The organism is Streptomyces populi (assembly GCF_002911015.1).
Taxonomy (GTDB): Bacteria; Actinomycetota; Actinomycetes; order Streptomycetales; family Streptomycetaceae; genus Streptomyces; species Streptomyces populi.
Window position 1 is genome coordinate 1 of record NZ_KZ627091.1, and the last position, 1100, is coordinate 1100.

The window sequence follows — 1100 nt, forward strand, 5'->3', positions numbered from 1 at the left end:
CTCCCCCGGGCCCACCGCCGTTTCGTGGGAGGGCCGGATTTCGGACGGAGTGCGGTCGATGTCCCTGAAGGGCCCGCCTAGCATCGTCGAGGAGGGTGGTCCGGGAGGTTCCGGCCCGCGACGGGGTTCGAGTTCCCAGGAGGGTGCGCCATGGTGAAGGCAGCCGACAGGGCGAGGCGACCGGAGCGGACCAGTGTCTGGCTGGAGGGCGGGGCTTCCCGCGGCAAGGTTCCCCGTGACCGGGCTCCCAGGGACGGGGTGGCCCGGGGAGGTGGACAGCCGTCCGGGCTCGACCGGGAGCGGATCACCGGGGCCACGGTGCGGTTGCTGGACGCCGAGGGGCTGGCGAAGTTCTCCATGCGGCGGCTGGCGGCGGAGCTGAACGTCACGGCGATGTCCGTGTACTGGTACGTCGACACCAAGGACGATCTGCTGGAGCTCGCGCTCGACGCCGTGTTCGGTGAACTGGAGCTGCCGGACGCCGGGTCGGAGGACGGCTGGCGTGATCAGCTGCGGGCGCTGGCCGTCGGGTACCGGGCGCTGCTGGTGCGCCACCCCTGGGTGTCGACGCTGATAGGGAACTTCCTGAACATCGGGCCGTGTTCGCTGGCGTTCTCGTCGTGTGTGCGGCAGGTGATCCGGAACACCGGGATGCCACCGCACGGGCAGATGGGGGCGATGTCGGCGGTGTTCCAGTTCGTGTACGGGTTCGGGACGATCGAGGGCCACTTCGTGCAGCGCTGCGCTTCGGCGGGCATGTCGCAGGACGAGTACTTCCGGCGGGCCATGAGCACCATCGGCGAGGAGCCGCGGTTCGCCGCGCACCTCGAGAGCGCGGCGGGTCTCATGGAGGCGCGGGGCGGGGACACCGTGTCCGAGATGCGGGAGCGGGACTTCGGGTTCGCGCTGTCGCTGTTGATCGCGGGGATCGAGGCGATGGTGGCGCGGGGGTGACCTCGCGGCTCGGGTTCGGTGCCGGTGCGTCGCGGCTCGGGTTCGGTGCCGGTGCGTCGTGGGTCGGGGCCGTGCCGGTGCATCGGCCCGTCGCCGTCGGGTGAGGGGTGGGCGTCGGTGGCGACGGGCATCGATGTACCGGCACG

The 1100-nt window shown here is 71.5% G+C and carries 1 protein-coding gene; it reads left to right on the forward strand.

Going from position 1 to position 1100, the window contains the following annotated elements; translation table 11 throughout:
• The first annotated feature begins 150 nt into the window (after window positions 1–150).
• Window positions 151–954, forward strand: a complete 804-nt coding sequence (locus tag CW362_RS42815) for a TetR/AcrR family transcriptional regulator (protein WP_103554954.1) — start codon at window positions 151–153, stop codon at window positions 952–954.
• Window positions 955–1100 lie beyond the last annotated feature (146 nt).

Coding starts and splice junctions, on each gene's coding strand:
- CW362_RS42815 (WP_103554954.1), top strand. CDS start 151: ATGGTGAAGGCAGCCGACAGGGCGAGGCGACCGGAGCGGACCAGTGTC.